This is a genomic window from Mangrovibacterium lignilyticum, assembly GCF_010882175.1.
GTDB classification, from domain to species: domain Bacteria; phylum Bacteroidota; class Bacteroidia; order Bacteroidales; family Prolixibacteraceae; genus Mangrovibacterium; species Mangrovibacterium lignilyticum.
The window spans coordinates 1312493-1339484 of record NZ_WKLH01000002.1; the positions used below are offsets into that span (position 1 = coordinate 1312493).

Here is a 26992-nt window from a genome sequence, read left to right on the forward strand (position 1 = left end):
TTGCCAAAATTAGATATGTTATTATTTCCTGAATCATTTCAACTACTAAATACCATTTGGAGCAAGATTGTTCAAACTAACTCAAAAGCCAGGAACTGACAATCAGCGTTAAATAGGCCATTAACCAAGCAAGCGCAGTTGTATATACCATGGTAAATACAGCCCAAAACACTTTACCCGATTCATTTCGAATGGCTGCTATAACCCCAATACAAGGGAAGTAAATCAAAATAAAAATCAGGAAAGCTAAAGCAACTGGCATCGAAATAACGGCTTCTCCCATTTTGTCCCCGGTTTCATAGCGCTCCAGTCTTAACTTCTCAGCCAGCGAAAGTGAATTATCGGCTTCAACCTGGTAAAGGACTCCCAGCGTACTGACGACGATCTCTTTAGCCGGTAAACCAGCTACCAGCCCGATACTCATTTTCCAGTCGAAGCCCAATGGACGCATGACCGGCTCAATTAGCTGACCAACTTGTCCTAAATATGAATTTCGCAAACGAACCGACTCTTGCTCTACCTGAAGATGTTGAATTTGCTCGTTCCGATCGGGAGTATTACTTGTTTCCAACTGTGCAATTTGAGTTCCAATTGCTTCCGATTCAACATTCTGTCGTGGAAAATATCCCAGCGCCCAAACGATTACAACGCCAACTAAAATAACGCCGGCAATTTTACGAAGGTACTGGTAGCTTTTATCCCACATGTGCACCAAAATATTTCGGAAGGTCGGAACCCTGTAAGGAGGCAACTCCAATACAAAAGGTGTCTCTTTATTTCGGAAAATCGTTTTATTAAATAATTGAGCGATCAAAAAAGCGATCAAAATCCCGGCAAAATAGATTCCCCCTAAAACCAAAGCCGGTGAGTTTGGGAAAAAAGCAGAAATAAACAAAACATAAACCGGTAACCGTGCGCTACACGACATGAACGGAATAATCAGCATGGTCAGTAATCGATCGCCCGGATTACGGAGAGTACGTGTTGCCATAATTGCAGGAACATTACATCCAAAGCCCATAATCATTGGAATAAACGAGCGCCCATGCAAACCAAAAAAGTGCATGACCTTGTCCATAATAAAAGCCGCACGAGCCATATAGCCGGAGTCCTCCATCAAAGAGATGAAGAAAAATAAAATGAGAATATTGGGTAAAAAAACCAACACACTGCCGGTTCCGTCAATAATTCCATTTGTCAGCAAATCCCGTAGCATGCCCGCGCCCATTAGATTGTGCACGGTATCGCCCAATAAGGCAACAAATGCTTCAATCCATCCCATTGGATATGCGCCCAGTGTAAATGTGGCATAAAACGTTCCGAATATGAGCAGAATAAAAATCGGCATCCCGAAAAGCGGATGCGTTAAAATTTTATCAATTCTCTCGGAGCGCGAATCTTTTGCCCTTAATTTTTGCTTAAAAGTTTCCTTTAGCGCGCCGGCGATAAAGCCATATTTTGCATCTGTAATGATCGTTTCGCTATCCTCGTTAAACAGGGTTTCAATACGCGTACACTCTTCTTTTGTGACAGATTTAATCTCATCAAAGTTGGTGTATTTCGAGAGGTTGAATAGCGTTTCGTTATCTTTTTCAAGCAGCTTCAACGCCAAAAAACGCGAGGAAATTTTATCGGTAATCGGTCTGTTTTGTTTTACTTTTTCGCGAATTCGTTTGATGGATTTTTCAATTTCCATCCCGTAATTGATATGAATGTGCCGGACTATAGGATCCCGATCTTCGTACACATCAATTGCCTTTTGCAGCAATTCATCAATCCCCTTCCCCTTTGAACTAACCGTTGGTATGAATGGAATTCCGGTTAGCTTAGCCAGCTTTTCGTAGTTAAAAACACTTTTATTACGAATCAATTCATCGTACATATTCAAGGCACAAACCACCTTAATATCCATATCGATGAGCTGGGTTGTTAAAAAGAGATTTCGTTCCAGATTTGAAGAATCCACAACATTTAGTACGATATCCGGAGTCTCTTTCCAAATAAACTTCCGAACGTAAATTTCTTCCGGAGAATAAGCTGTTAGCGAGTACGTTCCGGGCAGATCAATCAAATTAAATTTGTAGCCAAATTTCTTGAATGAAGCCTTCTTTGCATCAACGGTTACACCACTGTAGTTCCCGACGTGTTCTTTCGATCCGGACAAGAAATTAAACAAGGTTGTTTTTCCGCAATTAGGGTTTCCGACTAAGGCAATATTAATGACTTTCCCTTTCTCTGTAGCCGACCGTTTCAGAATCTCCCGGTCGATTACACCTTCATAATCCGGTGTTGGAGTCAGCTTGGCTTCGTCCAACGAAACAACCTCAATCAAATTAGCTTCAGAACGTCGTAAGGTAATGTTGTAATCCATTATCTTAAACTCGATGGGGCCTTTAAAAGGCGTGTTTTTAACCACCTTCACTTCTTTTCCTTTAACAAATCCCATTTCGGTGATCCGCTTACGGAAAGAACCATGCCCAAGCACCTTCGTTATGATAACTGATTCGCTATTTTTTATTTCTGAAAGTCTCACCCGATGTTATCCTTACCCTAATTTGATTTAAATAAAAATAGACTTGCAAAGATAATCTAGTTTTTAAAATAACTTTAAAAAAATACGAATAGCCCACCAAGCTCTACCCTTTCGTTTATCTTTGTAGGCTTACACATTTGACTATGGAAGAAAATAATAATCTGAAAAAGATCCAGGAGGCCATCGAATCTCTGCCTGATAACTTCAGTATTCTGGAGGAACAAATTGATGTGGAGCTTCAGATGCAATATTTTGAATTCACCAAAGACAAAACCAACAACCAGGGAATTGAAGACTTTGAAGCTGCCGAAGCGCAACTATATGACCCGGAAATCAGTGAAACAGACAAAAAGAAATTATTGGTTCGATTAGCTGGGCACGACAAAGTAGAGTCTTTTAGAATTATTGAACGTTTTAGAACGCAAGCTGAAGGTCCGATGCGCAATTGGGCTATCCTGGCGATACAAGAAGCCCGAATGATTTTGCAAAGTTCGTTGCTGGATGAACAGCAGGTATACATATCCACCGGATTAGGAGGAAAAGGGCAGAATATTCGTTATTTCATCACTTTGCTGAACCAAGATATTGAAGAAGATTTCACCCCTACGCAGAAAAAGCTCATCGAGACAGAATTTCAGTATTTTCTGAATAAGAGCGAAGGAGAATTGGAAGAGATGAATTTCGACAAAGGTTTCGCACTTGGTCTTTTTCTGTTCCCGCTAAAAAAGAACCTGCAGGATATCTTCAAGTCCTTTATTGAGGAATGCAATCAATACGGGAATTTCCTGCGTGAAGATGTAATCATCACCAATGTGAAACAATTATCGATCGACGAAATAAGAACCTTCCTGAACCAGGAAGAAAATATAGATGAAGAAGAAAATGACACATAAGAAAATTAACCTGGCTCTACAGGTGCTACCTCAAGCTGAAGGAAAAAACAGTTACGATTTAGTTGATGATGCCATTGCCGAAATTGAAGCATCGGGATTGAAGTATAAAGTGTGCCCTTTTGAAACCGTTATTGAAGGTTATTATGACGAAGTAATGGATTTGGTGAAGCGTGTTCATATCGCTTTGGAAAAAAGTGGGACAAAAAAACTAATGACTTACATCAAAATACAAACTGTGTTTCAAGAAGATGTAACGATTGAAGACAAAATACACAAATACGAATAGAAAAAACTCGCTGTAATATTTGCGGATTAAATCTTAAAAACACTATATTTGCAGCGCTTTTAGCAAATGGCTTCGTAGCTTAATGGATAGAGCATCTGACTACGGATCAGAAGGTTGCAGGTTCGAGTCTTGCCGAGGTCACTAAAAAGGGTTATCAATTTTTGATGACCCTTTTTCATTTTTCAAGAGCAGCGATGAGAATTCATAAAAGACTTGATCGAACAAGTAAAACTTTTTGAAAAAATTTGCTGGTTTCAAACGAAAAATACTATATTTGCACCGCATTTAAGAAATGGCTCCGTAGCTTAATGGATAGAGCATCTGACTACGGATCAGAAGGTTGCAGGTTCGAGTCTTGCCGGGGTCACGAAAAAGGTTGTCTATTTTTGACAACCTTTTTTCGTTTATTGCAATCCCACACCAAATTAGGCTCCTCTCGCTGTCCCCATTGAATTAAAACAACTACTTTACAGATTAAGACATTGCGCCACATTTAACTCACAAAAGCCCTACAATCAAGTTACATTCTAACTTCAACCATAACTCCAAAAAATCGCAACAAATACTCCTCAATAAAAGTATAAGAACAAATTAGTTGTCACTTTTTTCATTAACCATATAACCTTTCAAATCATGGAAAAAAGATTCAACATCTACAGCCAGGGGTTACTCATCCTAAAAGATGACACATTAATGAAGTTCAAAAAAAGTCTTCGAAAAAGAGGCATCCGAAAAGAATTAGACAGACTTAAATCCAGCGAATTTTACGTCTACTTAGATCCTGAAACCGGAAGACAGTGGGAGTATGAAAGGGTGATGTAATCGTTAACTCATCGGTGAAAAGATTCGCGAAATTCACCATCATATTAAAACACAAAAAAGAGCAATTCTTCCGAATTGCTCTTTTTAATTGGTGACTCAGCTGGGATTTGAACCTATCTCTATTTCCAGCTGATTATCAATATTTTCGCAAACGCCTAAATCTAAAGGTCTCGATATAGTCTCGATTGATAATCAATACATTACAATACAAATATAGGCAAATTTAATTGAATGATCCAATTAAAAACTTGTAACATCAGTACTGTTACCGTATCATTCTAACACGTCAATATAAAAAACCAAAGAGCCAGATCGGAACTTTATTCCCATTTCCAATCTCAATATCGTCCGCAGCAATCAAATAATTATCCAGGTGCTTCACCTGGGAAGCATTCTTATTTTTACCACCAACTTCAATCGTTAATCCATTTATTGCAAAATCTCCTTCCGACGGTGAACTGGCTTGCATCCCGGTATTCAATAACTGGTTTAAAACAAATGTCTCCCTGATATTTCCCATATCCGGCTTTTCTTTTAACGCAAAGGCGAGATTTGTGTTTTCCAAAAATATCTTATCCGGCTTTTGTAGGGTAGATACTCCCTTGCCTTCTGAACTCAACGTATTCAGCAACCTAGCATCTTTCAATTGGTAAATGTATTGGTACACGCTATCCCTGCTCAGATCCAGCTTACGGGATAACGCTGCAATATTCGGTTTGAATGGCACCGACTCTGAAATAACACCCAACAGTTTCTTAATTTTTGTTGCCGTTCCTGTGTTATACCCCGCAATATAAGCCAGATCCGTATCAACAATCGTATTGATAACCTGGTTTAATTTCAGCAAATAGGAATCCTCTCCTTCTACAATTATAGGCAAGTACCCTACTTGTAGATATTTCTGAAAGGCAGGCAATGGCCGGAAGCCATCCGTTATCATCCGGCTCAGTTTTCGGTGATCACTAATTATATCATCGATACTTACTGCATCAAAGCTTATCTCACTGGTAAATAACAAGTACTCCCGAAAAGAGAGGCCTGCAAGCAGATAACTAACGACCCTCCTACTTAAATCTGCTTCACCACGATAGATGTCCAGAGCAGAAGAAGCAGAAAAAATAACCTTCATATCTGGCAAGCCGTCATAGATGTTTTTCAATTCGACGGACCAGTTAGCGTATTTATGAACTTCATCAATAAACAGGATCTTTCCGCCTTGCTTATACCAATCATTGGCTGTTTCCAATAAGGTATGATTGTAAAACCAGGTATGATCCGCAGTAATATAAAGCGCATTAGATGGTAAGCCGAGATCATATTTCAAATGCTGCAACATCAGTGTTGTTTTACCTGCTCCACGAGGCCCCTTGATACCAACCATCCGTTGGCCCCAATTAATTTGTTTATGCAAATATCTTCGAAAATCATTGGTTACCGGACGCAACAGGTTTTCCTGAAATTCAAATAGTACATCCATAATTCTGTCGATTTAATACGACAAAAATAATATAAAAATGTCGATTCAAATCGACATTTTTATATTGACACCATTATTTCTTGCTACAAATCAATTAATTTGGGTGAGCATACAAGTTCTTGAATAAGTCAAACGACCAAAAAATAGAACTTAATCTGGTTTTCAACCTCTTTGATTTTCTCATCCAAGGTGGATTTGATTTCGTCCATCACGGCTGAGACAACCGGGGTATTCGAAGTTTTGAACTCCTTCCCCGAAGCATCCCGAAGGAAGACGGTAGCTCCCATCCCGTCGGCACCTAACGAAAAGGTCTGAAGGTTCCGATTTGTATCGGTCAGCTTTCGCCACTTTTCAATGAGCATGCTCAAGTCTTCCACTTTCTGAATTCGCTTTTCAAGCGATGGAATTTCAGCGATTGCCTTTTCTTCCTTTTTAACTACTTCCATCGAAGTTTTCACTTGTTCTTTACTCTCAACTTTCTTAGCTGTATTAGTCATACCTTTTACTCCTGCCCTGGAGATTTATCTTGGCATCTGGCACGCCGGTTAAAATTTCGGCGTCCCCGGCATTGAGCTGCAACGGATTAGGGCAAGCGTCGAACGCGAGTGAGATTTACATGCTCTTGCCCGTTCCGTTGAGCGTAAATAACTTTGCCTGCAATTTTAGATGGAGTGTTTTATCTACCAAAATGTAACGAACAAAAAAGGGGGCACATTTTGCCCCTCTAAAATTCAAACAACAATTGCTGCCCGGCTCCCATTGCTGGTCTTGGATTGTCAACTAGCTCAAGCTTCTTTTCTGGTAATCTCAACACCATATAGCTTTCCGTTTCAGTGATCTCGCGGATATAGGGTACTCCGTGCTCCGGGTGAAGTTCAATCCGCCAACCCGTATAAAACCGGTTGGCCAGCGTATCCATCCAGCAAACTTCACCTAAAAGTCCGTTCAGGCATAGGTTAATCAAGCACATCATCGTGCAGGTGCGGTCGATATCGGCTCCGAAAAACAGACAGTCCCGCTCTATTTTTGCAGCAGCCAGCAGCATCCGACCGGAACCGCAGCAACAATCGGCAACCCGCTCTCCAAATCCTACAGGATTAGTCATTCGGACCATTAATTCACATACCGGTTCCGGGGTAAAGAATTGCCCGTTGTGACCATGACTGATATATTCCATGTAAAAGTCACCGAAACCATCTTTCAGGCCTGCTCCATTATTGTCCATTTCCAGGACCAATACCCCAAAAGCTTCGGCCATCAGGTAGGCGTCCGGCTTCTCGTAATTCCGGACAATTTCGTGGTACCGATCTTCTTTTGCACCTACGGATAAGGCGCAAACTGTCATCTCAAGAAAATCATCAAAAACAGAATTCAAACCGTACTTGTAAGCGATCTGAAGAATATACTGGGAAAAACCATTTAACTGATTCATAATCGTTGATTTTAAGTGTTCAATTGTAATTATCTACAATGAAAGAGCGAAGGCTAACTTGCCTTCGCTATCTGTGGAACTAACTGGTTCTTGCTAGCCGGTCGCGGTTCGGATTGATGTTCCAAAATGTAATCGACAGCTTTCTGAGCCATGGAGGACGCAATCAACAGCATCTTCTTATCTTCCTTGAACTTGCGAATCCAGCTTTTGATGTATGCAGCGCTGTTATCTATCGTAGCATTTTGGATACCTGTCAGGTAACATAGAAAGGACGCTCCCATCTCGGCTACAAGTTCTTCGAAACTGTAGTCCCTGGAATTGAATCGATGATCAGGGAGTTTTTCATGTCTTCCTGTCCGGTTGATATGCCCCGTTGCGTGGGTTGCTTCATGGTAGAGAACCGCGTAAAACTGTTCATCCTTATAAAAGGTTCGCGGATTAGGCATTCCAATATAATCCCCGGAAGGTGAATAGAAGGCATGTGATTGGTCATACCTGATTTGGGGACAATCCGTCCAACACTCTATAACCTGTTCTGCCTGTGCAATCGGGTCAAAATCATGGTCATGAGCTTCTGATGACGGAATCTTACTTTCGTCAATACCTTCGGTTTGTTTCAGGTTGAAAACGGTGTAATACCTCAAAAACGGAACTTGGTCAATACTCCCGTCCTTTTCTTCTTTCTCCAATATCTTCCAGAAAACAACAGGGAAGCCCTTCTCCCCTTTCAAAACATGACCTCCAAGTTCTTTAACCTGGTTAAAGGTGAGAAAATACGGTGATCCGAATTTATCAGCAACAGTCAATAATAACCAGAAATTGAATCCCCTGTAAACTTTACGGTGAATCATATTCTGCGGTAAACCGTTTTCTACTTTCCACGGCATCTGCCACGGAATAACACCTTTTTCCAAACGTTCAATAATCAGGTTCGTAACCATTTAATAAATATCAAATGAAGATTTCATAGGAATTTGCTGCTGCCCTACAGACTTATTTTGGCACCCTCTTGAACCAAGGGAATCTCTGGCACGCCATTAAACTTAAATTTTTGGCGTACCTCCATTGAGCTATCCCGGATTAGGTCAACGGGGTGCATGTCATTCCGATAATAATCGGAATGAACGCATCCGAAGGAAACGAGCCACGAAAAGCGAGTTCCCCTTTACCGTTCCGGGAAGCGTAAATAACTTTGACAGAAATTTGAGTGTAATAGGTAAAATAACCTATAAGAAGAATATCCATGAAAACCAGCGTATTTGACTTTCACTAACCAATGGAAGAACTAAACGAAAAACAAGAGCATGGAGTGGTTGTCTTTAAATTGAAATGATATCTAAGGCAACTGACGCCCAAAAAGTCACGATCCAACATGCTTTAAAATACGAACAAAAAAGGGGAAATTCCCCTTTCGCTCAGTCGTCTTCTGGCAGCATGATGAAAATTGCTGGAGCTGGATTATCAATATCATGGGCTGAAACAACAGCCTTTAAGGTAACCAACCGGGTTTCGGGCTCCGATTGGAGTTCCCGTTTCTCATTATCCAGCCAACTCATATCTACTGGAAGCTGGAACAGCACTTTGAAAAACAATAGCGCACCACCCTTTGACTTTCTAGCCTGAACGGCGAACATAAACAACAAATCCCACAATCGACCATCCAAATCCTGATGCTCCATACCATCAGGTTTCCGGATGTACCGGTTCCATACCGTTCCGGTCATTAACACCGGGTAAACAATTCCTGCTTCTTCCGAAATCTTGCTATCAACTGGGACCAACACGCCATCTTCGACAGCTTGCTTGGTTGTGTAAGAAGAAATGATTTGAAACTCTTTTGACATGTAAAACACCCATGCCCTTGGGATTTTTGTTGGCATCTGGCTCGCCGGTTAAACTCAAATTTTGAGTTTCTACCATTGAGCTATCACGCATTAAGGCAAGGGGAACGCGAGAGCGGGATTCATATACCCTTGCCTATTCCGGGAAGCGATCAATAACTTTCGGCAAATTTGAGGAGTAACAACACTCTAAATCTACCATCACTCCGATCAACCGAGGAGTCTTCTGTAATAGAAGAATTGTGAAGTTCACCAAGTTCTTGTATATTTCTAAAATGCACTCCAGAAACATCATTCAATACAACTCAAACTCGGGTTGCTGATCTACCTTGGAAAGTGGCCTTTAATCAAATATTCTATTCTTTCCCAACATATCATTAATCGTATTAATGTGCTGAATCTGGATCTCAGGATTCTCGCCTACTTTAACGGCATACCTGAGGAAGTCTATAATTTCCCACTTACCGGTATAAAGCGCAGGCCTACCTATTTTCGTTAAAATGTCGAGCACTTCGTCTACCCGCTCCGATTTTACCAGGTAAGTGCCCTGCGGGATATAACTGACAGCTTTTAGCTCACAATTACCATAAAACACCACAACCGAATAAATAGGTATGTCTTCAGATCCGGTAAGTTTATTTTTCAATGCTCTTATATGGTTGTTATTCTGAAGAATTGGATTATATATGCGATATTTTTCCCGGCCATACCCCAAAACCTGAGTCCACTGACGCTGATTTCCGGTTCCAAATAACCAACCGCTGTATTCCTTCACCTCAAAAACAATAATTCCGATCTCAGTCATCACAACGACATCAATTTGTGAGAAATCTCCGCTTGGCTTCTCAACATACAGATCGTGAAATATTTCGTCGGCAGATATTCCTCGCTTCCTCAGTCTTAAGACCAGGTCACGCTCACTTCTTGTACCTCTTTTAAATGTTGTAACCGATTTGATCAAGTTGTGATCTCTTATTAAGCAGTATATGCGAATAAAGCCTACAAGAAAAACGATAGCAAAAACCAGCCATAGCACAGCGGTACTATATTCCTCAAGAAATACCTGGCCCCAAGCAACCATCTGCTCAATATTGATTTTGCCTTCTTGCATTATTTAACAACAAACTATCTTAGTCATATTTGTCCATGAACCACGCGATTTCGGCGCGCGGGGGCGCCTTCCTTACTCAAGGTTTATTTTAATATTTTCAACAACAAGAGAAACATCTTTGCGAATCTCTTGTCCTGTATATCTTAATACTTTGAACCCTAGTTTTTGAAGTTCTCTGTCAATATTTCGATCTCGCAGTGCTTGCTTTTCAGTCCTCTCATGATAAGTGTGACCATCAGCGTAGACACACAGTTTCGCACCTTCTTTTTCTACATAAAAATCTGGGATCGTTAAGATGTGGTCAAAATCAATTTCTTTGGGGAACTCGTAATAACTTCCATCCTTATTAATCCTTCGTTGTATAACAGGCTTAATCTCTTGCGCCCTCAATTCCAAAAGCAAATTTCGCTCTAAAGGACTGTCACATTTTATAATACAATCGAAGCACTCATGCCACTTAAATTTACATTTATTACAAAGTGTCCAATTGCTTCGTAAATCCCAAAATTCTCTAATCCTTTTTGCATCTTCACCTGAACAATTGAATGTTTCAGAAATTTTGGTCAATCCAGTCACATTGTTTATTTCCTCTAATAGCCCCTTTAATGCATTTTCTGTTATTTCTCGGGACATCTCCCAGTTGTCCAATTTAATTGAAAGTTTGTATGTACCTTTTTTAATTAATTGAATAGAAACCGGATTCCTATTATCAGCCATTGTTTTATTTTTTATTTAAGAATTACACTCCTTAATCACTCACTAAACAAACCACTTCAGTTATCCCCACAAGTAACCCTAATCAGTTTTTTTAACCTTTGCTAAAGATTCGGGACATTTCTTTACATCATACTCTTTTAGAACATTTTTAAGCGATTTATTAATCACAAGCAGCTTTGACTGAATACCTTCCATACCATATTTTTTCTCGAGTAACTCTTGCGTGATATATGCTCTTCCATTATATAGACCCAATTCCTTTTCCCCAGCACTAATCACCTCGCCATCTTTTTCTCGCACAGATAATTCCGTGGAAGAATATACTATTGAAGGAGCTTGGCCATCTTCGATTAAACCGCTACCAGATAGCAAATCAACAGTAATTAATTTGTCTTCCTCATCTTTTAATATAAGATCAACCGGAGCAAAAAACGGTTCATAATCTCGAAGTCCGTCACTATTAACAGAAACTTTAGCTTTATAAACCCGATATCCATTCTTTTTCAAATATCGGTCAATAGCATGTACCCTTTCATCTAGTATTACCTTTCGCTTACTCTTGATGTAGAAATAGATAAGTGATTCCAAACTTTTCCCAACCGCACTATTAGCCGGGACATAGTTGTGTTCTCCCCCATTCAAATATAACATTAGCTTTCTAGTTCCAAACTTCCTTGCCGAATTCTTGGCATCTGGTTCCATTGTTTTCCACTTTTTCTGAATTACATCAGGAGTAAGTTTAAAAAACTCAATAGGCAACCATTCCTCACTGTATTTCCCTTTGGCAACATTAAACCATTGCACTTTGACCTTAATTGATGCAATTTTCTTTTCCAAATAGTCTTGCTTCTCGTTTTGCCACTCAGATTGACTTTCTCTTTTGGAATCCTTTATGATAAAAGAAGACGATACAAACCGATCATTTTCTCTTGCTTGATTTTTAACCTCCTTATAGCGTTCAATAATTGTAGTTCGAAGAAACACTTGTGTTGGTATTGAAATATCGGCGGGAAGATCATCCTTTTTTACTGATTCAATTTCACCAGGGAATTTTAGTAACGCTTCTTCTTTAAACCAAGCTTCCTGGAAACTACCTAGTTTTGAATCATACCAAACACACACATACTTTGTTTTCAGTTTTGAGATTTCTTTAACTTCTCCTGTTTCTATATCAAGCTCTTTCTTCTGCTCAATACTTTGAGTGTACTCCTTCACCATCATCAACGGATAGTTATCCGACGAACAGGAAATGGTACTCCCAACGTATTTATAATCTTCTTCAGATTTATTCTCCTCAAAATTTCGAAAATAGGGATGATTGTATATGCCAACTAACTGGCCAATCTCGAAAGGTTTACTCATGGGGTTGATCTTTTGTCTACTAAATTAAATATTATTTTTTAAATTTGGTAAGTTTCTGAAACCATGAGCCGGGAGCCTGTTACTGTTAGTACCATTGTGTTCTAAATTAATTTTTAGAATCAACTATCATTTTTAGAGATGGTAGGATCGAGTAGTTAATGCAATTTTCTTAAAGATTGAATCTTCCATCGTTAAGAAATTTGCCGTGTCTGCCAGCCTGTTGAGCATATGCACAACAAGCTGACAGCATAGGGATACTGCTAGTTCATTGAAGAAATCGTTCATGTGTATGTCATTTATTTGCGTTATCATGGAGCCAATGGCTACAACTGTCAAAGTATAATGTAAAGAGAACTCGGGAACCCGGGTTGCGGTACAACTGAAAAGTGTAAACAAGCTTCGTTAACGATATCTCTGTATGGTTTCAGGAACTTTTTACTATGAAACAAAAGGATTGGTTTAAACCACGAGGCTATCGCCACATTGACAATAAAATTACCCTTGCGGAGAAGTCCGTAATTTTAAAAAAAGTATCGAATGAACGATACGTGGCTAAACATGCCTTCCTTCCACTGCTTTACAAAACAATTTCGGAACGGAAATACAAGAAGCTTGAATACAGCGACGGTGTTTTTTACCGGTCTCACTCGGATCGTAAAACAGGTGAATCAACAAAAAAGGTAAGACCAATTCATTACGCTGCTCACATTGATGCTCACATCTACGCCTATTACAATCACAAAAAATTGACTCCTGCGTACGAAGACCTTTTAAGGCGAACACCGGGCTTATCTGATTGTATTTCGGCTTACCGACAGATTCCGGCTCCCGAAGGATTTCGTAATAAATCGAATATACACTTTGCCAAAGATGCGTTTGATGAAATAAAACGACGTGGTGAATGCATGGCGATTGCTATCGATGTTAAAAGCTTCTTTTCAACTCTCAACCATAAAATTTTATTGGAGCGCTGGAAAGAGGTATTAAACGTAAAACGTCTGCCTGACGACCATTTCAATGTTTATAAATCCATCACTCAGTTTCGTTATATCAATTTAAATGATTTGCGAACGGTAAAAGGTGGTTTTGATGAACGAGAGATTGCCAAATACCAGAAAAATGGAATCGACGCTTTCTTTAGTTCGATGGATGACTTCAGGAAGCGATTAAAAGCAAAAGATTTTATTGTTCGGAGGAATCAATTTCACAAGCAGGAAGATGGGAAACGCTATCTTGTAGGTATACCACAAGGGTTACCCGTCAGCGCCCTTTTGGCCAACATTTATATGTATCAATTCGATCAGGCCGTGTATAATGAATTATACCTGAAACACAAGGTATTTTACCGCCGGTATTCGGATGACATTGTTTTGGTTTGTAATATTGATCAACAAAAGTTCGTTGAGGAATTTATCCGCAATACGATTTCAGGAGACCTCACCAAGCTGAAACTCTCTGAAAACAAAACAGAACGTACTCTCTTTCGCTATGACCAAATCGGATCTACAAAAAGATTGCAATGCTATGCCATTGATCCCAATGGAGAACAAAAAGTAAATGTTCCTTTTAACTATTTAGGCTTCCAATTCTATGGCTATCAAACCCTGGTAAAAAACAATCGCATATCTAATTTTTACCGCCGTATGAAAAGGGTTGTAAGGCGGCAACATCTAAAAGCAGAAAAAGCTAAAGAAAAGAACTTAACTGATATCAAGGTTATTTATAAATCTCGTCTCTACCGCCTTTTCTCTTACAAAGGAATCAAGAAAAGAGAACTCCCAAATCAAAAACGTTACATATTAACCTGTAATAATCTAGGCTATTGGAATAGAGAATTGCTTGAATTGGAAAACAAACATCGTGGCAACGCGATTAAATATGCATACAAAGCCGCAGAAATCATGGAAGCCCCCGAAATAAAAAAGCAGTATCGGAATCATTTTAAAATTCTTCAAAAAACAATCGCGAAGCATGGTTTTGATAATCAATAGTAGATTTCTTGCACATGCGTGTAGAACGGATCACATCAGCCAATCTAAAATTGTTGATTCAAATTCTAATTACCTGCTCAAATGAAAGCAATGATCTGCTGTAGAAAAACCTGTTCACTTTTCATAATACAATGAATCCAAAAAAGCTGCTCTTGAATTACTCACTTGCTTTTCTCTGTTGTTTTGAGGTTTGGGATTCAACCACCATTCTGCTTTATAAACCTGCAAAATGATATCCTCCCAGTAGCTTTCATAGGTCAGGCTTGATTGTTTGATACCAAAAGCCCCACAAAGAGCCGGCTTATTCTTACTATCCAGACACACAAAAACATCAGGACGCTTCATTGCCAATAATCTTGTTGCGGTCCCAATATTGTATATCTTCAACTGAATTGGGACAATTTGTCTTCGAAATTAATGAGTGCTTAATTCATTAACTTTAAAGAAATAAATTGTTATGAGCGATCAAAAAAGGGCTCTATCAGCCGAACAAACAATCAGAGAAATTAAGCGTCGTACCCGGAAACTTTATTCAGCGGAAGAAAAGATCCGTATTGTATTGGAAGGCTTGCGAGGAGAAGACACCATAGCTGAGCTATGCCGACGAGAAGGCATCAACAGCAACCTTTACTATACCTGGAGTAAGGATTTCCTGGAAGCCGGTAAAAAACGCTTATCCGGCGATTTCAAGAGAGAAGCAAACAGTAGTGAAGTTGCAGATCTGCGCCAACAGAACCGGGATTTAAAACAGCTTTTAGCGGAACAGGCACTCGAGCTTTGGATGGCAAAAAAAAATCTGACTGGATTAGAATAAACAAGGCCTATATGAGACGAAGTGCACATGAAAAGAAGACCATCATTGACCTGGTGGAACGTTCCGAAATTGGCGTGAAACGGACTCTGCAGGAACTTGGAATACCGCGCAGTAACTTTTATCGTTGGTATGCTGCCTACAAAGAATACGGCTACGATGGGTTACTCCCGCAAAAGAGTACCAGGAACCAGTACTGGAACAGAATACCGGAAACAGAAAGACAAGAGATCCTGGAGTATTCCCTGGATTACGAAGATCTTTCACCACGGGAATTAGCCTTCAAGTATACTGATGAAAAGAAACGCTACATCAGTGAAAGCAGCGTTTACAGAATACTTAAAAGCCATGGATTGATTACGAGTCCAGCCTGGATTGTTATGCAGGCTTCGGATGAGTACAAGCATAAAACAAGTCGGCCAAATCAAATGTGGCAAACTGATTTTACCTATTTAAAAGTACAAGGCTGGGGCTGGGATTACTTGGCAACAATACTGGATGATTATTCCCGGTATGTTGTTCATTGGGAGCTGTGTAAGACGATGCAGAAAGATGACGTGGAACGAGTCGTTCAGCACGCGCTTCAAAAAGAAGGAATCAGCAAGCAGAACGCTCCCAAGTTGCTTTCAGATAATGGTCCTTGCTATATCGCCAATGGGTTGGATGAATACTTATCGAATCTAGGTGTTGACCATATTCGAGGGAAACCATTGCATCCACAAACACAGGGGAAGATCGAACGTTGGCACAGATCCATGAAGAACGTGATTAAGTTGCAACATTACTATTTACCGTCAGCATTGCAGCACGAAATCGACGGTTTTGTAGATTATTACAACAATGACCGGTATCATGAATCATTATCGAATCTAACGCCGGAATCAGTGTATCGCAACTACGGTTCACAGATTTTAAAAGAGCGAAAGCGAATAAAAATTAGTACTCTAAATCACAGAAGACGACTAAACAAAAAAGTCTCTTAAATTCAATTTGATTATTAAAAAGTACTCATTAAATTGTGATGGAGATATGTCCCGATTGGTTTGACGTTAAACATTCCCTGAATCGTTTGCATATGTGCAAATTTAAAAATATTACGATCCTTCAAACAATAATATTTTACTAATAGAGAAACTGCCTTTTTACTCTCCTTTATTTTTCAAGAGCTTTACCAGTTATTAATTTGCGCCAAAGTCTTTCAAGACTATCGGATAACCGGAAGCAACACATTATGTGATATCTTTTGTGCTTTCTCAAGTTTTCAAAATACTGACTTATTTTGATCTCAAATAAGGAGCTGAGCGCTCAACTCAAAATACAACTTACTTGTAAACAATATCTTACAGACCTTCTATTTTCTGTTCACTCAGAAGAAAAGGTACTACTTGAATCTCAAGCCAATCAAGATACACAATGAACAGTATTCAATATTTAGCAAACAATTTTAACACATCAATAGTAAATTAAAATCTTAAATTGCGATTTTTTCTGTTGTTTTCGAATCTTGCGAAGTATATGAATGTATTAATCATACTAGGACATCCAGACACTAAAAGCTTTAACCATGCCGTTGCACAAACCTGTATTTCACAACTTGAGGCAAATGTCCACTCAGTTTTCTTTCATGATTTACATGCAGAGAACTTCAATCCTGTGAGTCATGTTAATAGTAAAAACTCTGAAATTAAATTAGATCCACAAATACAACTTCACTGCGACGACTTAATAAATAGCGATGGAATTATTATAATTCATCCCATTTGGTGGGGACAACCTCCTGCAATCATTAAAGGTTGGTTAGACAGAGTTCTTTTACCTGGAATTGCCTACAAATTTATTACAAATGAGGTGGAAAAGCATATTCCAAAGGGTTTGTTAAAGGCCCATAACGCCATAGTTTTAAATACTTCAAATTCGCCTTATCACAAAAAGGATAGCCCCCAGGAATCTATATGGAAAAACAACATTTTCAACTTTTGTGGAGTTAAAGAAATTGAGTACAGGAACTTCTGCCTAGTTAAAGAAAGTGATGACGCTCGGAGAAATCAATGGCTCAAAAAAATTGAGGATTTAATAAATACCACCTTTCCTAAACAATAGTAATATGCAATTAAGCCTTGATGAACATATAAATAGATTTGTCCCCTTAAGCGAAAGCGAAAAACAAATACTGAGCTCGTTTACTAAATCACAGGTTGTTAAACGCAGGGGAATTTTGCTTTCAAATGGAGAAGTTAGCAGGTCGTTATATTTTGTTGAAAAAGGGTGCCTGCGAATGTATTTCATTAATGATAAATCGGCAGAACAAATTACTCAGTTCGCCTTAGAAGGTTGGTGGCTTACGGACTTCTTTAGTTTTATGGACAACACTCCTTCAGACTATTTTATTCAGACGATTGAGGCCTCGAAATTGGTTTCGATTGATCGACTGGCTTTCGATGAATTACTAAAAGCCGTTCCTAAACTAGAGCGGTATTTTAGAATAATCATGCAGAAAAATCTTGCTGCATCTCAACTACGAACCAAGTATTTGTATGAAATGTCAAAAGAAGAATTTTATTATCATTTCAGTAGTAATTTCCCGGAATTTATGCAACGCGTCCCCCAATATATGGTTGCATCTTATCTTGGACTTACTCCGGAGTATGTCAGCGAATTGAGAAAAAGGAATTCTTAGTTCGTTCTTAAACCAGCTTAATTTATTCGATACATCCTTCATCTACTTTTGTATTGTCGTTCGGTTGCTATTGACAAGATTTCAATAGCAACTGTTAAAGTTGGCAGAATGAATAATAGCATTACATTACCGGAGCATATAAAAAAGTTCATTGGACTTAATCCTGATGAAGAAAAGGTAATTCAGAAGGTTACAAAAACTTTCCATCTGCGTCAATCCGACTTTCTATTAAGAAAGAACCAGACTTGTCTCTCCCATTATTATGTAAATTCTGGTTGTTTGCGAATGTATTTTTTAGATGAACATTCAATAGAACATATCCTTCAATTTGCCATTGAAGGATGGTGGATAACTGATTACAACAGTCTTATTCGTCGACATTCATCGGAGTACTATATTCAAGCGACTGAACAGTCTGTAGTTATTGAATTAGATAAGGATAGTTATGGGCGATTGATTAAGAAAATTCCCAAACTTGGAATTTACTTTAATAACATTATGCAGATAAATTTGGCTGCAGTGCAAACGAAAACCAAATTTCTGCGAACCATGTCAAATGAGGAGTTATATCTTCACTTTAGTAACTCATTTCCCGCTTTTGTTGACCGTGTCCCCAAAGAAATGGTTGAATCTTACCTTGGAATCTTCGCATAAAAATAGAAGTAAATATAGTTTTCTTAAACCAGCTTAATTTTTTCAATATCGCGGTGAAGTACGTTTGTAATGTCATTTAGTGAGAATATAAAATGAAAGATTATGGAAGCAAAAGAAAAAGTATTAGAAGTAATGAAAAACGATGGTTCACCTTTAAATGCTGGTAAAATTACAGAGCTATCTGGTCTCGACCGTAAAGTTGTAGACAAGGCAATGGCTGAATTAAAAAAAGAAGGAACTATTATTTCCCCAAAACGATGCTATTGGCAGGCAAAGTAATGCATGTCAAGAAATTAATCACAATCAGAAACAAAATTTCATATAAATTTAAATATTACAACAATGTCAAAAACTATTTTCTTAGCAGGAGCTACCGGAGCAATCGGTCAGGTTCTTTCACCGTTACTTATTAAAAATGGGTGGAAAGTATATGGAACAACTCGCTCGAAACAGAAAGTTTCTTTACTCAATGAAATGGGTGTGGAACCAGTAGTTGTAGATGTTTATGAAGCGCAGAAATTAAAAGATATTCTTGCTGATATTAAGCCAGAAGTCGTAATTCACCAGCTTACAGATCTACCATATGCTTTAAATGCCGATGAAATGGAAGCTGCATTGGTAAGTAATGCGCGTTTACGGACAGAAGGTACAAAAAACCTGATTGATGCAGCTGTCAATGCCGGCTGCAAACGCATTATTGCTCAAAGCATTTCGTTTGTTTACGATGAAGGTAGGATACCTCATTTAGAGGAAGATCCATTGTTACCACTTTCACACCCGGTTTATGGAGAAACAGCAGAAGGTGTTCGGAATTTAGAGCGTCAAGTAACGGAATCTGGCGTTGAGGGTATTGTACTTCGCTATGGTCTTCTTTATGGGCCGAAGACTGGATTTGATACTCCCATTGCTCCTGCCTCTGTGCACGTCGAAGCAGCGGCAAAAGCAGCCGAAATTGCTGTTACAAAAGGACAGCCAGGAATATATAATGTTGCTGAAGCTGACGAATCACTTTCCTGTGAAAAAGCAATTGGGGCATTTGACTGGAATCCTGATTGGAGAGTGAGCTAACGAACTTCTTCACTAAAAATGAAAAGGCGACAAATTCATTATTAATTTGTTGCCTTTTTTTAACAGCTATAATGAACCAGCTTAGCACACACTCTAGCAGTTTTCTGAAGGAGTTTGACCATGCCAGGCAAACTTAAGGGATCTTATTCTCGAAGTTGAAAACTATTTCTGTCACATCTTCAACTTAATTGAGACAAGTTGTCTTGAAAATTAAAGCATGCCCGATAGGTTAACTAAAAAGGAATAATTTGTTAGACTCACCTCAATCCTCATCTTTTGAAAAGTCACACATTTGCCTTTTACCATGAATAGCAAAGCAGCTTTCCACGAGCTTTTATGTCTCTCAACAGGCTGTTTACCATTGATCCGATACAAACTTGGAATAAAGCTTTATAGCTATCAAAATGATCTACAATGATCTAACTTTTGTATATTTGTATAGAAATACCAAGACGTTCTTTAAATGTGAACAAAACGGTGAACCATCGAATTCACAAGACCATAAATATTTGATATATAGACCATTTACGAGTCGGGTTCAAATCTTGTCATACCTACCCTATTTTCATAGCTAATCCTTTCATATCTTCCGATATTTTCGAATCGACAATTCGCGCATAGATCTGAGTAGTCTTTATAGAGGTATGTCCTAACATCTTTGAAACAGTTTCCAATGGAACACCATTCGCCAAAGTCACCGATGTTGCAAATGTATGTCGAGCCACGTGCATCGATAGGTTCTTGTTTATTCCACAGATCGTAGCTAACTCTTTCAAGTACTCATTCATTTTCTGATTCGAATGTATGGGAAGTAATCTTCTCTTGTTTTCACTCAGAGGAAAGTTTTTGTATTTATGTAACACCGCTTTGGCTTTTGGCAGCACTGGAATTCGACACCGGATATCTGTTTTTGTCCGATCTATGATGATCCATTCTTCTCCGTCGTTTCCAATATAAATGTGTTCATCACTTAGCTTCTGAAGCTCAGCATAGGCCAATCCGGTATAACAAGCAAAAACAAAGACATCACGAATAATTTCCATTCTAACCGTTGAGAATTTCTTTCTCTCCAAGTGATACAGTTCTTGAAGCGTTAGATAATCCCGATGAGTTTCGTTACGCTTCACTTTGAAAGAATTGTATGGATTAACGGATAGTAAATTCATTGCTATCGCTGTATTCAAAACTTTCTTTAAGTGCTTGTGATATGTAAGCGCAGTATTCGGTTTTAACCAAAGGTCTGTTTTAAGATAGAGATCGAACGAATTCAAAAAATTGAAATCAATCATTGATAATAAGAGATCTGTTCTACCAAATCTGATCTTGATGAATTCGGACAACCGAAAATAAGTTGTTTTATAATGTTTAAGCGTCCCTTCAGAATAGTCGTTGCCAATTCGCCCTTCTATTCCTTTAATAATGACGTCAAGAATTTCGAGCACACCTTTTTCTCCGCTCACTCCCAGTAGCTTATTTTTTACTTGCAACGCTGAGAACGGCTCCCCTTTCGACTCCAGTTGATTGTAGATATCCTGAACACGAGAGACAGTTTTATCTAAGCGGCTATTCAGAATTTTGACTTCTTCAGTTCTCCCTTTTACCTGTTGCTTTTCTTCATTCCAAGTTACTGGATCAATAAAAATACCGGTCGACAATTCAAAGCGTTGACCGTGCATAGTACATCTCAAATAAATCGGGCATTTGTCATCGGTGCGTGATTTTGATTTTTTCAAGGAAAAGTTTACTGTAATTCTCATAACTCAACTCATTTTTAGATTAAAAAATGGTCTCGTTTCCATGCTTAAAGTTAAGCTATGAGGTTCACAAACCCAAGCATCAAAACGAAACAAATTAATTCAACATGAATTGATTATCAGAAATCTACATCGATTATCGAGACCTCTTAAGTGTTTTCAGAGAACAGGTCTCGATATGGTCTCGTTTGTTTTGCGATTTGGTGCATATTTTGATGTCTGCCGCAAAATAAAAAAGCACTTAAACCTATGATTTAAGTGCTTTTAAGTCTTTTTGACTTCTTAATTGGTGACTCAGCTGGGGTTCGAACCCAGGACCCCATCCTTAAAAGGGATGTGCTCTACCAGCTGAGCTACTGAGTCATCCTCATTGTGTAGCGCCTTTTTGTTTAAAAGCGGTTGCAAAACTAGAGAATAAATTGAATAGTCCAAAACAAAATCCAACGTTTTTTCAGAAAAACTTCACCCGCAAAAGCCTACTTTCAGATTATCAGAAATTTAAGCACAAATATTTTTTTCACATCTCTTTCCTATCCGCAAATAAGTATTTAATCCCATTTGTACATAATCAATAAAAACTACCTTTGAGGCAAAATCAACTTTCAGATGACATTTGAGGGCTATTTCGTTTTAGGTGTGATTATCCTTATGATTATTGCACTTATTTATGACTTGATGAGACCAGGGTTACTCCTGTTTTCGGCATTAATGATCTTAATGGCAACTGGAGTAATTAACACTGAAGAAAGCTTGGCCGGCTTTTCAAATAAAGGCATGCTAACCGTGGCTGTTCTTTTTCTGGTTAGCGAAGGTGTTCGGCAAACCGGCGCACTGAATATTATGGGGCGAGCATTTCTTCCGCGAAGAAGAGGCAAATTACCGTTCACACTTCCTCGGATTCTGTTACCTGTCTCGGTATTATCAGCGTTTTTAAACAACACCCCTGTGGTTATCATTTTTGCCCCCATGATTAAAAACTGGGCTGAAAAAATGAATCTTTCACCTCAAAAATTCCTCATTCCTCTTTCCTATGCGACAATCCTGGGCGGAATATGTACGTTGATTGGTACTTCCACAAACCTCGTTGTTCACGGGTTGATGCTCGAAAATGGCCTGCCCGGGTTAAACATGTTCGAATTGGGAAAAGTAGGAATATGGATCGCAATAGCCGGCTTTCTTTACCTCTCACTAATTGGGCACAAGCTTCTGCCGGGTGAGAAAAATAATCTTCGCAGAAGCCGATATGACTATAAAGAATATTTTCTGGATGCGACTTTTCCCGATAACAGCTCATTAATCGGAGAAGAAATAAACAACGGCCGCACACATGCGCTAAAAAATATCATCATCCATTCCATTGAGCGGGATAACAAGTTAATTGACTGCAGAAAGGGAAAATTCACGCTGGAGCAGAACGACAAACTTGTTATTGCGGTGAAATCCGACTCGCTAATTCCACTAATCACACACAAAAAGCTGGAATTAAAAGCGATGAAGGGCTTTGGCAAATTCTACAAAAGCACCGACATCAAGCAGATTGAAGTTGTGCTTGCGCCGCGATTTCCGGGAATTAACCAGACAATTGATCAGTTTGATTTTTTAAACCACTACCAGGCTGAAGTCCTGGCCGTATATCGAAACGGTGAGACGATCTCGACCAATGTGGGCTCTGTTCGCATGAAAGACGGCGACAGCCTTGTTTTGCTGACCAACGAAAACTTCATCAAAAACTGGCGCGAATCTAAAATATTTTACCTGACATCTTTTATCGGAGAAATCCCTCCCCCACGCTACAAGGGCCAACGACTTATCGCATTGTTATTGGTTTTATTAATGATTGTTGGAGCTACCATTGGCAAATACCTGCCCGAGATAAACGGCGCCAAACCGGACATGTTTTATTTCGCAGCCTTGGTCGCTTGTGTCATGACCTGGATCAACATCATGCCTAACCGGAAATACACCAAGGTTATATCGTGGGACGTGCTGATTACCATTGCCTGTGCATTTGGACTCAGCAAAGCCCTGCAAAATTCCGGAGCTGCCGACAGCATAGCGATGACAGCGATCAACTTTTCTAAATCGTGGGGGCCAATTGGAGTCCTGATTACCATTTATTTGCTAACGACAGTTTTTACCGAAGTTATTACAAACAATGCGGCGGCAGCCTTGGTTTTCCCGATTGCCTTCTCGGCAGCCGAGCAATTACATGTCGATCCGAAACCCTTTTTCATCACCATCTGTATCGCTGCATCTGCCAGCTTTGCAACGCCAATTGGTTACCAAACCAATCTTTTAGTACAAGGTCTCGGGAATTATAAATTTATCGACTACACAAAAATAGGACTACCTCTAAACATCATCGCGTTCATCATTTCGATTACACTCATTCCATTGATTTGGCCATTTTAATTTCAAACTTACTATTGGAAAATTTCGATCTTTTTACCGTGTTAATTGTTTGAGGATATTACCAATCAATAAATACGAATTAATACCCATCGATCCTTTGGTAAAATCGATTAGTTTTGCATGCGACTTAATTTACCCTTGACGATACAAGGAAAATTCAAAATAAAGTTATTATGAAGAAATATAATCTGACGCATTTGCGGGAGCTTGAAGCAGAAGCTATTCATATCATCCGCGAAGTAGCTGCCGAGTTCGAAAATCCGGTGATGTTATACTCCATCGGCAAAGACTCCGCAGTCATGGTCAGGCTGGCTGAAAAAGCCTTTTATCCGGGCAAAGTTCCTTTTCCACTGATGCACATCGACTCCAAATGGAAGTTTAAGGAAATGATTGAATTCCGCGATAATTATGCGAAAGAAAATGGCTGGGATTTGATCGTACACTACAACAAACAAGGATACGAAGCCGGCGTTGGTCCTTTCACTCATGGAAGTAAAGTACACACTGATACCATGAAAACAAAGGCACTGCTCGAAGGATTGAGTAAATATAAGTTCGACGCCGCTTTTGGTGGTGCCCGTCGTGATGAAGAAAAATCTCGGGCCAAAGAGCGTATTTTCTCATTCCGCGATAAATTTCACCAGTGGGATCCAAAAAACCAACGTCCTGAGTTGTGGGATATCTACAACGCACGCGTTCACAAAGGTGAATCGATTCGCGTTTTCCCTATTTCCAACTGGACTGAATTAGATGTTTGGCAATACATTCGTCTCGAAAACATTCCAATCGTACCTCTTTATTACGCAAAAGAACGCCCTGTTGTCAATATCGATGGCAACCTGATTATGGCTGACGATGATCGGATGCCGAAAGAATTAGCTGAAAAGGCTGAAATGAAGAAAATCCGCTTTCGTACCTTAGGCTGCTACCCGCTCACCGGTGCTGTTGAATCGAACGCCGAAACAATCGAAGAAATCGTTGAAGAAATGATGACGGTCACTGTTTCAGAGCGCACAACACGTGTAATCGACTTCGACCAGGAAGGTAGTATGGAGCAAAAGAAACGGGAAGGATATTTCTAAAAACGGGTTACTCGTTACCTCGAAACACAAAAACAGTAACACGAATTCAACTTTAGCAAAATGACAACAGAAACAAAATTAAACATACAAGACTTCCTAAATCAGGATGAGAAAAAAGACTTACTACGCATTCTGACTGCAGGTTCAGTTGATGATGGTAAATCAACCCTGATTGGCCGATTGATGTTTGACAGCAAAATGATTTATGAAGATCAGCTGGCAGCATTGGAACGCGACAGTAAGCGAATTGGACATGCAGGCGAAGATATCGACTACGCTTTGCTTTTAGATGGCTTGAAAGCCGAACGCGAACAAGGAATTACCATTGATGTAGCTTACCGCTACTTCTCGACCAACAAGCGAAAATTCATTATTGCCGATACTCCGGGACACGAACAATACACGCGCAACATGGTAACCGGTGCGTCAACGGCAAACCTGGCAATCATTTTGATTGATGCCACCAAAGGAGTGATTACGCAAACCCGTCGTCATACTTTCCTGGTGTCATTGCTCGGAATTAAGCACGTCGTGCTGGCTGTCAACAAAATGGACCTGGTTGATTTTGACCAAAAAGTTTTCGACCAAATTTGCGAAGACTATAAAAACTTCGTCGCTCAATTAGACATTCCGGATGTAACTTTCATCCCACTATCGGCATTGAAAGGCGACAATGTGGTTGAACCTTCAAAAAAGATGCCTTGGTATAATGGCAAGTGTATGTTGAACTTCCTGGAAAATGTTCACGTTAGCTCTGACCGTAACTTCGAAGACATGCGCTACCCGGTACAATATGTACTGAAACCCGACAATAATTTCCGTGGATTCTCGGCACGAGTTGCTTCAGGTATCGTACGCAAAGGCGAAACCGTAATGGTGCTGCCGTCAAAGAAAACCTCTAAAATTAAGAGCATTACCACATACGATGGCGAAAAGGACGAAGCTTTCCCACCCGAATCGGTGACTGTTACTCTGGAAGATGAAATTGACATCTCTCGTGGTGACATGTTGGTTTACCCGGACAGTTTACCACGTGTTGAACGTCACTTTGAATCGATGTTGGTGTGGATGGACGAAAAACCAATGGATCCGACCACTCACTTCTTTATCAAACATGCCAATAACAATACGAAAGCACGGATTGACAAAATTCAATATAAGGTTGATGTTAATACTATGGAGCGATCGTCGATCGATTTCTTTAGTCTGAATGAAATCGGCCGTGTGGTACTGACAACCAACAAACCGCTATTCTTCGACCCATACAAAAAGAACAAGAGTACTGGTGCATTTGTGTTGATCGACCCGATGACAAACAATACCGTCGCCGTGGGTATGATCATCGACAAACTAAGCTCGGACAATTTGCCTTCGAGAATTACTGAAGACGAACGCCTGCAAATCCGCCGGGGAGAAGGCTTGATTGTCAATGAGCAATATGAAAAACGCTACAACCAAAAAGGCGCTACCCTTTGGGTAACCGGCTTACACGGTTCCGGCAAAAACGAAATGGCTTTCAGCCTCGAGAAACAACTCTTTGAAATGGGGGCAACAGTTGTTCTGCTCGACGGTAGTTCTGTCCGCTCAGGATTGTCCAAAGAACTGGATTATTCACCGTCAGATCGCGCCGAACACTTACGCCGTGTTGCAGAAGTTTGCCGCCTCTTGAATGACCAGGGAATTATCACCATTTGCTCATTCATTTCGCCTGACAAAGAGATCCGCAAACAAGTCGCCAAAATCGTTGGCGAAGACCGTTTCCATTTGTTCCACATGAAAGCTGACTTAGATTTCTGCAAGAAAAATAAGCCGGAATTCTATAACCAGGAAAATCTGGAATATGTACCTGGAATTGATATTACGTTCGATGAACCGGAAAACGCATCATTGGAACTTTCGGCGACCGACAACGGAAAGAACCCGGAAAAAATTATCGAATTCTGCCGCGAAAACGGAATATTCCCGCTACAATAAAAAGAAAATCTCACAATGATATCGAAGGTGAAGTTGAAAAGACTTCACCTTTTTTTTATTGCTTTTCACGAAAGCCAGTGACACATATCAACATT

23 protein-coding genes and 3 tRNA genes are annotated in these 26992 nt (G+C 39.5%); 14 read left to right on the forward strand and 12 right to left on the reverse strand.

The window, feature by feature from the left end:
- Positions 1–76: 76 nt before the first annotated feature.
- Positions 77–2533, reverse strand: coding sequence for a ferrous iron transport protein B (feoB, locus tag GJV22_RS12335; protein ID WP_163713731.1), 2457 nt, complete (start codon positions 2531–2533; stop codon positions 77–79).
- 143 nt (positions 2534–2676) lie between these two features.
- Here feoB and GJV22_RS12340 point away from each other — a divergent pair, with 143 nt between their 5' ends.
- From GJV22_RS12340 to GJV22_RS12355, 4 genes are all read left to right on the forward strand, one after another.
- Complete coding sequence (locus tag GJV22_RS12340) at positions 2677–3426, forward strand: hypothetical protein (protein ID WP_163713735.1); 750 nt, start codon at positions 2677–2679, stop codon at positions 3424–3426.
- Complete coding sequence (locus GJV22_RS12345) at positions 3416–3712, forward strand: thiamine-binding protein (protein ID WP_163713738.1); 297 nt, start codon at positions 3416–3418, stop codon at positions 3710–3712. Before GJV22_RS12340 ends, GJV22_RS12345 begins: the two co-directional genes overlap by 11 nt.
- A 68-nt stretch (positions 3713–3780) precedes the next feature.
- Positions 3781–3853 (forward strand) — tRNA-Arg (locus tag GJV22_RS12350).
- A 153-nt stretch (positions 3854–4006) separates the two neighbouring features.
- Positions 4007–4079 (forward strand) — tRNA-Arg (locus GJV22_RS12355).
- Between the two features lie 741 nt (positions 4080–4820).
- Here GJV22_RS12355 and GJV22_RS12360 read toward each other — a convergent pair.
- From GJV22_RS12360 to GJV22_RS12395, 8 genes are all read right to left on the reverse strand, one after another.
- Positions 4821–6011 carry an ATP-binding protein gene (locus GJV22_RS12360; protein WP_163713741.1) on the reverse strand — a complete coding sequence of 397 codons (1191 nt, stop codon included), beginning with the start codon at positions 6009–6011 and terminating at the stop codon, positions 4821–4823.
- A 128-nt stretch (positions 6012–6139) separates the two neighbouring features.
- Positions 6140–6508: a hypothetical protein gene (locus GJV22_RS12365; RefSeq protein ID WP_163713744.1), complete on the reverse strand. Its 369-nt coding sequence runs from the start codon at positions 6506–6508 to the stop codon at positions 6140–6142.
- A 227-nt stretch (positions 6509–6735) separates the two neighbouring features.
- On the reverse strand, positions 6736–7443 hold the full coding sequence (locus tag GJV22_RS12370) for an N-6 DNA methylase (protein ID WP_163713747.1): 708 nt from the start codon (positions 7441–7443) through the stop codon (positions 6736–6738).
- 53 nt (positions 7444–7496) lie between these two features.
- Complete coding sequence (locus GJV22_RS12375; RefSeq protein ID WP_163713750.1) at positions 7497–8384, reverse strand: ArdC family protein; 888 nt, start codon at positions 8382–8384, stop codon at positions 7497–7499.
- A 474-nt stretch (positions 8385–8858) separates the two neighbouring features.
- Entirely contained in the window at positions 8859–9323 is a 465-nt protein-coding gene (locus GJV22_RS12380; RefSeq protein WP_163713753.1) for a DUF6573 family protein, read from the reverse strand.
- 304 nt (positions 9324–9627) lie between these two features.
- The gene (locus GJV22_RS12385) at positions 9628–10395 is read right to left on the reverse strand and encodes a nuclease-related domain-containing protein (RefSeq protein ID WP_163713755.1); all 768 of its coding nucleotides are present in this window, start codon (positions 10393–10395) and stop codon (positions 9628–9630) included.
- A 72-nt stretch (positions 10396–10467) separates the two neighbouring features.
- Positions 10468–11112 carry a DUF559 domain-containing protein gene (locus GJV22_RS12390; RefSeq protein WP_163713758.1) on the reverse strand — a complete coding sequence of 215 codons (645 nt, stop codon included), beginning with the start codon at positions 11110–11112 and terminating at the stop codon, positions 10468–10470.
- A gap of 78 nt (positions 11113–11190) precedes the next feature.
- Positions 11191–12474 (reverse strand): hypothetical protein, encoded by a 1284-nt coding sequence (locus tag GJV22_RS12395; protein WP_163713760.1) that lies wholly within the window; start codon positions 12472–12474, stop codon positions 11191–11193.
- Between the two features lie 440 nt (positions 12475–12914).
- Here GJV22_RS12395 and GJV22_RS12400 point away from each other — a divergent pair, with 440 nt between their 5' ends.
- Entirely contained in the window at positions 12915–14465 is a 1551-nt protein-coding gene (locus GJV22_RS12400; protein WP_205461854.1) for a reverse transcriptase domain-containing protein, read from the forward strand.
- A 114-nt stretch (positions 14466–14579) separates the two neighbouring features.
- On the opposite strand, the gene GJV22_RS12405 is transcribed toward GJV22_RS12400, so the two are convergent.
- Positions 14580–14810, reverse strand: coding sequence for a hypothetical protein (locus tag GJV22_RS12405; protein WP_163713766.1), 231 nt, complete (start codon positions 14808–14810; stop codon positions 14580–14582).
- Between the two features lie 112 nt (positions 14811–14922).
- Between GJV22_RS12405 and GJV22_RS12410 the strand changes: the two genes are divergently transcribed.
- The 6 genes from GJV22_RS12410 to GJV22_RS12435 all read left to right on the forward strand — a co-directional run bounded on the left by GJV22_RS12410 (position 14923) and on the right by GJV22_RS12435 (position 19675).
- A protein-coding gene (locus tag GJV22_RS12410; RefSeq protein WP_163713769.1) for an IS3 family transposase occupies positions 14923–16259 on the forward strand; the annotation gives its coding sequence in 2 pieces (ribosomal slippage) (positions 14923–15250 and positions 15250–16259; 1338 coding nt in all).
- A 532-nt stretch (positions 16260–16791) separates the two neighbouring features.
- A complete protein-coding gene (locus GJV22_RS12415; RefSeq protein ID WP_163713772.1) occupies positions 16792–17376 on the forward strand; it encodes an NAD(P)H-dependent oxidoreductase in 585 nt (194 codons plus the stop codon).
- A 4-nt stretch (positions 17377–17380) separates the two neighbouring features.
- Positions 17381–17953, forward strand: a complete 573-nt coding sequence (locus tag GJV22_RS12420; protein WP_163713775.1) for a Crp/Fnr family transcriptional regulator — start codon at positions 17381–17383, stop codon at positions 17951–17953.
- 108 nt (positions 17954–18061) lie between these two features.
- Positions 18062–18607, forward strand: coding sequence for a Crp/Fnr family transcriptional regulator (locus GJV22_RS12425; protein WP_163713777.1), 546 nt, complete (start codon positions 18062–18064; stop codon positions 18605–18607).
- 102 nt (positions 18608–18709) lie between these two features.
- The gene (locus tag GJV22_RS12430) at positions 18710–18886 is read left to right on the forward strand and encodes a MarR family transcriptional regulator (RefSeq protein ID WP_163713780.1); all 177 of its coding nucleotides are present in this window, start codon (positions 18710–18712) and stop codon (positions 18884–18886) included.
- A gap of 63 nt (positions 18887–18949) precedes the next feature.
- The gene (locus tag GJV22_RS12435) at positions 18950–19675 is read left to right on the forward strand and encodes an NAD-dependent epimerase/dehydratase family protein (RefSeq protein WP_163713782.1); all 726 of its coding nucleotides are present in this window, start codon (positions 18950–18952) and stop codon (positions 19673–19675) included.
- Between the two features lie 554 nt (positions 19676–20229).
- On the opposite strand, the gene GJV22_RS12440 is transcribed toward GJV22_RS12435, so the two are convergent.
- Both GJV22_RS12440 and GJV22_RS12445 read right to left on the reverse strand, forming a co-directional pair.
- Entirely contained in the window at positions 20230–21432 is a 1203-nt protein-coding gene (locus GJV22_RS12440) for a site-specific integrase (protein ID WP_163713784.1), read from the reverse strand.
- Positions 21433–21716: 284 nt separating this feature from the next.
- A tRNA-Lys gene (locus tag GJV22_RS12445) sits at positions 21717–21792 on the reverse strand.
- Between the two features lie 243 nt (positions 21793–22035).
- Between GJV22_RS12445 and GJV22_RS12450 the strand changes: the two genes are divergently transcribed.
- The 3 genes from GJV22_RS12450 to cysN all read left to right on the forward strand — a co-directional run bounded on the left by GJV22_RS12450 (position 22036) and on the right by cysN (position 26897).
- Positions 22036–23841 (forward strand): SLC13 family permease, encoded by a 1806-nt coding sequence (locus GJV22_RS12450; RefSeq protein ID WP_163713787.1) that lies wholly within the window; start codon positions 22036–22038, stop codon positions 23839–23841.
- Positions 23842–24014: 173 nt separating this feature from the next.
- A complete protein-coding gene (gene cysD, locus GJV22_RS12455) occupies positions 24015–24923 on the forward strand; it encodes a sulfate adenylyltransferase subunit CysD (protein WP_163713790.1) in 909 nt (302 codons plus the stop codon).
- 60 nt (positions 24924–24983) lie between these two features.
- A complete protein-coding gene (gene cysN, locus GJV22_RS12460; protein WP_163713793.1) occupies positions 24984–26897 on the forward strand; it encodes a sulfate adenylyltransferase subunit CysN in 1914 nt (637 codons plus the stop codon).
- Positions 26898–26992: the final 95 nt, after the last annotated feature.

What these genes read in the sequence shown, in the direction of transcription:
- GJV22_RS12340 (WP_163713735.1), top strand. Translation starts at nt 2,677, where the DNA reads ATGGAAGAAAATAATAATCTGAAAAAGATCCAGGAGGCCATCGAATCT.
- GJV22_RS12345 (WP_163713738.1), top strand. Translation starts at nt 3,416, where the DNA reads ATGACACATAAGAAAATTAACCTGGCTCTACAGGTGCTACCTCAAGCT.
- GJV22_RS12360 (WP_163713741.1), bottom strand. Translation starts at nt 6,011, where the DNA reads ATGGATGTACTATTTGAATTTCAGGAAAACCTGTTGCGTCCGGTAACC.
- GJV22_RS12365 (WP_163713744.1), bottom strand. Translation starts at nt 6,508, where the DNA reads ATGACTAATACAGCTAAGAAAGTTGAGAGTAAAGAACAAGTGAAAACT.
- GJV22_RS12370 (WP_163713747.1), bottom strand. Translation starts at nt 7,443, where the DNA reads ATGAATCAGTTAAATGGTTTTTCCCAGTATATTCTTCAGATCGCTTAC.
- GJV22_RS12375 (WP_163713750.1), bottom strand. Translation starts at nt 8,384, where the DNA reads ATGGTTACGAACCTGATTATTGAACGTTTGGAAAAAGGTGTTATTCCG.
- GJV22_RS12380 (WP_163713753.1), bottom strand. Translation starts at nt 9,323, where the DNA reads ATGCCAACAAAAATCCCAAGGGCATGGGTGTTTTACATGTCAAAAGAG.
- GJV22_RS12385 (WP_163713755.1), bottom strand. Translation starts at nt 10,395, where the DNA reads ATGCAAGAAGGCAAAATCAATATTGAGCAGATGGTTGCTTGGGGCCAG.
- GJV22_RS12390 (WP_163713758.1), bottom strand. Translation starts at nt 11,112, where the DNA reads ATGGCTGATAATAGGAATCCGGTTTCTATTCAATTAATTAAAAAAGGT.
- GJV22_RS12395 (WP_163713760.1), bottom strand. Translation starts at nt 12,474, where the DNA reads ATGAGTAAACCTTTCGAGATTGGCCAGTTAGTTGGCATATACAATCAT.
- GJV22_RS12400 (WP_205461854.1), top strand. Translation starts at nt 12,915, where the DNA reads ATGAAACAAAAGGATTGGTTTAAACCACGAGGCTATCGCCACATTGAC.
- GJV22_RS12405 (WP_163713766.1), bottom strand. Translation starts at nt 14,810, where the DNA reads ATGAAGCGTCCTGATGTTTTTGTGTGTCTGGATAGTAAGAATAAGCCG.
- GJV22_RS12415 (WP_163713772.1), top strand. Translation starts at nt 16,792, where the DNA reads ATGAATGTATTAATCATACTAGGACATCCAGACACTAAAAGCTTTAAC.
- GJV22_RS12420 (WP_163713775.1), top strand. Translation starts at nt 17,381, where the DNA reads ATGCAATTAAGCCTTGATGAACATATAAATAGATTTGTCCCCTTAAGC.
- GJV22_RS12425 (WP_163713777.1), top strand. Translation starts at nt 18,062, where the DNA reads ATGAATAATAGCATTACATTACCGGAGCATATAAAAAAGTTCATTGGA.
- GJV22_RS12430 (WP_163713780.1), top strand. Translation starts at nt 18,710, where the DNA reads ATGGAAGCAAAAGAAAAAGTATTAGAAGTAATGAAAAACGATGGTTCA.
- GJV22_RS12435 (WP_163713782.1), top strand. Translation starts at nt 18,950, where the DNA reads ATGTCAAAAACTATTTTCTTAGCAGGAGCTACCGGAGCAATCGGTCAG.
- GJV22_RS12440 (WP_163713784.1), bottom strand. Translation starts at nt 21,432, where the DNA reads ATGAGAATTACAGTAAACTTTTCCTTGAAAAAATCAAAATCACGCACC.
- GJV22_RS12450 (WP_163713787.1), top strand. Translation starts at nt 22,036, where the DNA reads ATGACATTTGAGGGCTATTTCGTTTTAGGTGTGATTATCCTTATGATT.
- cysD (WP_163713790.1), top strand. Translation starts at nt 24,015, where the DNA reads ATGAAGAAATATAATCTGACGCATTTGCGGGAGCTTGAAGCAGAAGCT.
- cysN (WP_163713793.1), top strand. Translation starts at nt 24,984, where the DNA reads ATGACAACAGAAACAAAATTAAACATACAAGACTTCCTAAATCAGGAT.